The sequence below is a fragment of the Pseudoalteromonas sp. 2CM36K genome (assembly GCF_023161865.1).
Classification (GTDB): Bacteria; Pseudomonadota; Gammaproteobacteria; order Enterobacterales; family Alteromonadaceae; genus Pseudoalteromonas; species Pseudoalteromonas tetraodonis.
In genome coordinates this window covers 1-5648 of the sequence record NZ_JALNTK010000044.1, presented here as the reverse complement: position 1 = coordinate 5648, position 5648 = coordinate 1, and the positions used below count along the sequence as shown (strand labels likewise).

Annotated in this window: 6 protein-coding genes; 2 read left to right on the top strand and 4 right to left on the bottom strand. The window is 37.9% G+C overall.

Annotation, left to right across the window (positions count from 1 at the left end; all coding sequences use genetic code 11):
• Window positions 1–359: 359 nt before the first annotated feature.
• On the top strand, window positions 360–719 hold the full coding sequence (locus MTN97_RS17725) for a hypothetical protein (protein WP_248475025.1): 360 nt from the start codon (window positions 360–362) through the stop codon (window positions 717–719).
• A 156-nt stretch (window positions 720–875) separates the two neighbouring features.
• Here MTN97_RS17725 and MTN97_RS17720 read toward each other — a convergent pair whose 3' ends face one another.
• From MTN97_RS17720 to MTN97_RS17710, 4 genes are all read right to left on the bottom strand, one after another.
• Entirely contained in the window at window positions 876–1490 is a 615-nt protein-coding gene (locus MTN97_RS17720; RefSeq protein WP_248475024.1) for a hypothetical protein, read from the bottom strand.
• A 543-nt stretch (window positions 1491–2033) separates the two neighbouring features.
• Entirely contained in the window at window positions 2034–2837 is an 804-nt protein-coding gene (locus MTN97_RS17715) for a hypothetical protein (protein ID WP_248475023.1), read from the bottom strand.
• Window positions 2838–3073: 236 nt separating this feature from the next.
• On the bottom strand, window positions 3074–3310 hold the full coding sequence (locus tag MTN97_RS18175; RefSeq protein ID WP_409418120.1) for an acyl carrier protein: 237 nt from the start codon (window positions 3308–3310) through the stop codon (window positions 3074–3076).
• A 348-nt stretch (window positions 3311–3658) separates the two neighbouring features.
• Window positions 3659–4198, bottom strand: coding sequence for a YdeI/OmpD-associated family protein (locus MTN97_RS17710; protein ID WP_248475022.1), 540 nt, complete (start codon window positions 4196–4198; stop codon window positions 3659–3661).
• 815 nt (window positions 4199–5013) lie between these two features.
• Between MTN97_RS17710 and MTN97_RS17705 the strand changes: the two genes are divergently transcribed.
• Complete coding sequence (locus MTN97_RS17705; RefSeq protein ID WP_248475021.1) at window positions 5014–5430, top strand: hypothetical protein; 417 nt, start codon at window positions 5014–5016, stop codon at window positions 5428–5430.
• Window positions 5431–5648 lie beyond the last annotated feature (218 nt).

The window sequence follows — 5648 nt, the reverse complement described above, 5'->3', positions numbered from 1 at the left end:
TGAGCGGTATGCGGGGAAACTCGCACGTACCGTTCTTAGAGGGCTGGGCTCGAGTAATCGGGTCTGGCTACTCGACAAAAGCACAAATTCAAATGGCCAAACCAGGCGAGTCTACAAGATTTTGAACTCAGTCCCCAGCAACTGGATTGGTTGTTGTCGGGGTATGATGTGCTTGGTCATGAGGAGTTGCAGTATCAATCTATGATCTAATTAACAGTAAACGACCATTGCCACACATCCTATTTTATCTGCCATGAAAACGAGAAAAGTGCATAAAGTTTTGTTAAATTGCAGGCATGAAACTCGATGCACACTCACTGCCTGACGACCCAGAACAACTCAAACGCATGTAGCTTGAGTTGCAACACATCGTTGTGAAAAAGGATGAAGAATTAGCTAAAAAAGATGCGCAAATTCACGAACTGCTGCAAGCTTACAACGCGAAACTTGCTAAAGAATACAGCAAAAAATCGGAGAAGATGCCGGGGGCAGGCGAAGTATTCAATGAAGTGGAAGCAACGCTTGATGAGTATGATAAAGCGCTATTGGCAACATCCCCCTCAATAAAGAAAGAAAAAGCCAAACCTAAACGCTGCCCACTGCCAGCGCAGTTACCGCGAGTTGAGGTGGTTGTTGACCTCGATGAAGGCCAGAAAGTATGTGATTGCTGTCAAAGCCCCTTGCATAAAATGGGTGAAAGCTGTAGCCCAGCAATATAGTTTCATACTGAATGGGGCTGTAAGGCCTGTGTTTTGGTTAGGAAATATGAGGTTGAGGAAATAGAGTTTCATACTGGCGCTGGTTAAACCTTCACAACTATCCAAATACTGAATAATAAAGTTTCATTCTCTCAGAAGGTTAATTTCACAGCAGAGTTAAGCATCTGGGGGAGTTTTAATTACTGGAGGGTCTATAGGTATTGCTTGAGCCATAGCCCTAAGCATTAGTGGAGCTGACAAACCTACATTTACAGCAAGAATAGGACTCAGCAAAGTATTTGATGAAACATATACAAAAGCTAATCCACCACCAAGGAGAGGTAAAATGAAAAATGGTAGCCAATACAACAAGTCTTTAAAATCTGGACGCTCTTCTGTTGGTACTTTGTGTAATTCAGCAAGCTCCAACAGCTTAATGGCAAGAGCCCCACTCATAGCAAACCAAACTGAAGATTGAATTGAGTTTAAAAACTCCATATTTAAGCACCTCGATTTCGAAAAATTGAAGAGATACGAGAGCCTACACTCTCTCATTTCCTCACCTGTACAAGCAGAATTATTAGCAAATGGGAATAAACATAGTTTCAGCAAGAAGGACATGAGGCTTTCATCCTGAAAATAATCAATTATTTCATCGTCTTTGACACCAAAATTAGTCGCTAAAACTCGATAGGCCTCAAGCGCATTTTGGTGGTAAAGCTCATGATCGATATTCTGTAAAACATCAAAAAGCTCTTCTTTTGAATATGTCGAATAATCAATTACATCCATTTTTCACTACTCCATCTGTATAGTGCTTTAACATTTTAGTATTTATGCAACACGCAGTTTGTGTTGCATAATCGCTTGTTGGACTGAGCCGCTACCTACTCGGTGTGTCAGAGTTGGTGTTGTTTATGCTATGGCTTTACTTATAAAAAGTAGGCTTTTTAATGGCTCTCACTTTCCTAGCTAATTTAATCAGCTTAGCTAGTGTAATGTAAGCTTTCCCTGCATTTCTCAGCGCTTATTATGTATTCATTAAATCTAAATTTTTCTTAATACGCAATTATATTTTTACGCATACAGAGGCTGCTACCTAACTACTCATTCGTTCTGTTTTGGGTAACTTCTGTAGTTCGTTCAAATTTGACTCTAGAGCATCTGCTCTGAATTATTTTGGGGCAATGGCGAGTCGGCAGATAACTCGCCTATGGACAAAAACTTGTTAGAGACGAAGGGCAGCTCTGTGCCAATAGCGGACGTTCGTAACGACTCAAGCAGCGGCGCACGTTAGCGCGTCCAGCCACGTAGTGGCGATGCTGCCTTGACTTGTTACATGTATGATATTAGCCATTGCCATACCTCCCCTAAATCAATCAATGCGGGTGAAGTAATTAAACCTGATTGAAATGCAGCGAAAAATGCCAAAATAGCAGTAAGCCTAAGCATCCAAGTATTAGAAGATTCAGCATCTTTAGCTCTGGCAGTTTCTATTTGATACTGTTCAAGAGTTGATACGGCTTTCCCGGTTATAAAATATTCAAGTTTGCCACCGTTACGTCTAAGCTCGCCAGAAGCCTCAAATGACGATAAATATAAATCCATCTTTTTCCGCAACTCTGATCTCTGAGGGTGAAGATACCACCTGAGAGAATACATATAGCTCATAAGATCTAAAGAACTAAATGCCTTTTCGGGCTCCTCGGATTGTTTTGCAATTATTGCTTCTAGAATTGACATTCGTTTGGGAAGCTGAAGTTTCTTTTTATTAAAGAAGAACTGCGGAACAGAATGCTTTGCTAGAGCAAAAATAGATTGGAGCCTATAAAATTTTGTCCACTCATGAATTGCGAAGTCGATTAACCCTGTGTATGTATGTGTAATGAGGCCGTGATAATGTTCAATCCTGATATTTAATCCTTTCGTTAGATTGAAAGGAATAGATGCATCGGTGCGAAAACCATCTCCCTCAAAATGGCTGCCACTTAGACAGTTATCATCAATAGAGTTAACCAGCATAATTGGGATATTGCCTTCATATAAACTGATCGAATAGCAATTGACTTGCTTACCGCTATCACCTGTTCTTGGAATGCGAGTTGGGCATGGCTTTGTTAGTAAGCCCTTAAAATCCATTTCTGCAATTTATTCATATGATGTGGATTACTTTGTATATGTAACTTTTCAATAACGGGCGCAGACATGTGGGGCATAATGGCGCAGCCGCCCCGCGTGTATGCGTCCCAGCGAACGAAGTGAGTGAGTTTATTGAGTTGTTATACAAGTTTTTCAAAATCACCTTGTTCACAAGCATTGACTAAATCAGCTACAGTAAATCTTTCCTTTTTCCTTGCTAAATGCTCGTCTTTTAACTATAGCTTACGAAACATATAGAAAGCTCCCTTGTAGCAAGGCTCTGAGCTGAAATAATCTGTGAATTTCAAGTTGCATAGATCTAAGTTAAATTGTTCATAACAACGCTCAAAAACTTCCCAAGCGTCATCGCCGTCGATATTCAAATCGACTAAAAAAGTACTGTCCATTGAAATCGATTCAATAGGCAAATTCATTTCTTGTGAAATTATTTCTACCACTTTATCTCTAATCATCAGCTACTTGTATAACAATTTAATAGTGCGCTCATCGCGCATATTTCTGCCGACTAGACGCTTATTCATCTACTCTTAACAAATAACCTAAAGCATTACTACCAAAAGTTTTTTAAAGCTTTAAAGTAAAGTTTAATAGAACAATATGCTCGCGTCGCTCATTTTCATGAATATATGCGCAAAGAGCAGTTTGACCAATCAAGAACTACGATATTTAGTCAACCTCAACGTCAGCTCATCGCTCAAAGCCGACCTATAGGGTATTTGCGTTAACTCATAAAGGGGCATAAACGTTTTAGAAATGGTTGAGCACACCTGAAGCAATCTCTGCCATTTTAAAATGAGAATTTACTCCCCCACAGATTTTGGTGCTCTCAGAGCTTTACTATAAAACCCTGAGTTATCAAAGCAACATACTCTTCGCTTTCCCTCAGATAACATGCTACATGCATCAGAGATTCTCTTTTCTCGGGTTTTTACCTGTTTTGCAGACTCAATCCAATGAACCCAGTCAACCCTGGCAATTGTCGTTGTATTTTCCCAACTTTGTAATGCCTGAGAGGACTTTTGTATTGAGTCGATTAAGTCCTTAGGAACATTAGGTTCAGGCTCGACTGCAACCGGACATATTTCAAATATGTTTTCTAAGCCTACACGGATATTTCCAGAAGCTATGTCATTGGAGCTCAATTTAAGCCAATGGCTCAAATCCCCAGCAGGCTCTAGCATGACACGAAAATTATAACCTGAAAATGATACGTCAACCGTTGTTCTTCCCCGACGCGGCAAGCAATCACTAATATCTTTTGGTAAAATTAAGAATGCTTCAAAATCAGACTCACCCTTTCTGGGCTTCAATACTTTTGCTTTAAATTTTAACGTAGCCATAATCTTGTTTCCTTTCAATGTAAAGTCGATAAGAAATAATATGAAACATTCAAGCTATTTACTGTCGTTCTTTAACTACAACCCCGCTGTTATTAAAAAAATGTTATGGATTTAGAGTTAATCTCTTGCATATCGCAAGAATAAAACAGCTTATCTCAATTACATCTAAAAAGGCTTTAGTTTATCAAACCATGGAAATATAGTGCGCGTAATCAACTCTGAAAAATTAAAGAAGCTATGCAGGAAGAATTTACTCTCGATTTATCTGAAGCTAACAAAAATATTTTTGTTTTGCACAAAAGGAAATGCCCCTTAATGAGAAGTAATTATAGAACATTACTTCTGGGTAACTTCGAAAAAGTAGATGATGCAATCAATGTAGCTCAATCAAAAGTCGGTCCCATTGAAATATGCAAATCATGCATTTACAGTTCAATTTGATATCAAAGTAGCTCTCTAAATTGCAAATATAATCGTAATCATTCTTTCAATCTAAGGCTTACGTTAACGCATTTTTATTTAAGGAGTTCAACACTTATAACATGTTGATATAAAAAGAGTTTTATGTATATTAATTCAAACAAGATCTGACAGTGAAAACCTGACTCGTGCTGGGATTGATCAAATATCTTTGTACTGACCTGATGATATTCATTAGTCAGTAATTTCATAATATTCAGTATCAGTAACCTAATAGAGGCATTCTTATTTTTATATCCAATGACCCAAAACAGGTAAAAGGTACTATTGTAATACATTAAATTGAGCTGTTATGGTTAAAACTAATTTAAACTTTCGTAAATTAAGGATATATAATGAAAATTAAGTTATTGGTTTCTGTTTTATTATTTAGTAGCTCACTAAGCCTAGCAAGCACTACTCCTCACGATAAAGGTGTGTGCGTAAAGTATCAATCGGAATACACCACTACTGGCGATAAAATATTAGAGTCTTCCATCGTAACAGATTTAAATCCTCTTAAGAAATTAGATCCAACTCTACCCGTCAAAGTTACATATTTCTATAATAAATGTTCAAGCAATATGAATACTTTTTCAACTGTGGTAGAAAACCCACAACCAGACATGCCACAGATTGGCGATACACGAGTGATGGAACAGACCAGAGGTAATCAAGTTACGAAGTACTTTCAAGAATATAGAGAAAGTGATTGGTGGACAACAAGGACTGAAACTGACTACCTTGATGTGCCTCCGGCCGATCCTGTTTAATTTAAGAGAATAATAACGATTTGAAACGCTATAAATTGTGAAGCAAGTATTTTATTGATGAAGCTTAATTGTCGTTTAGAAAAAACATAAATCGGTTTCGTTTTCTTCCTTTTTATTGCGTATTAAAAAGTCCACAAACGTGTAATGCAGATCAGTTAAGAATATTTTTATGATCACTTGACTGATCTTTCCATGGCTTCAAAATCCGATATTAGAAA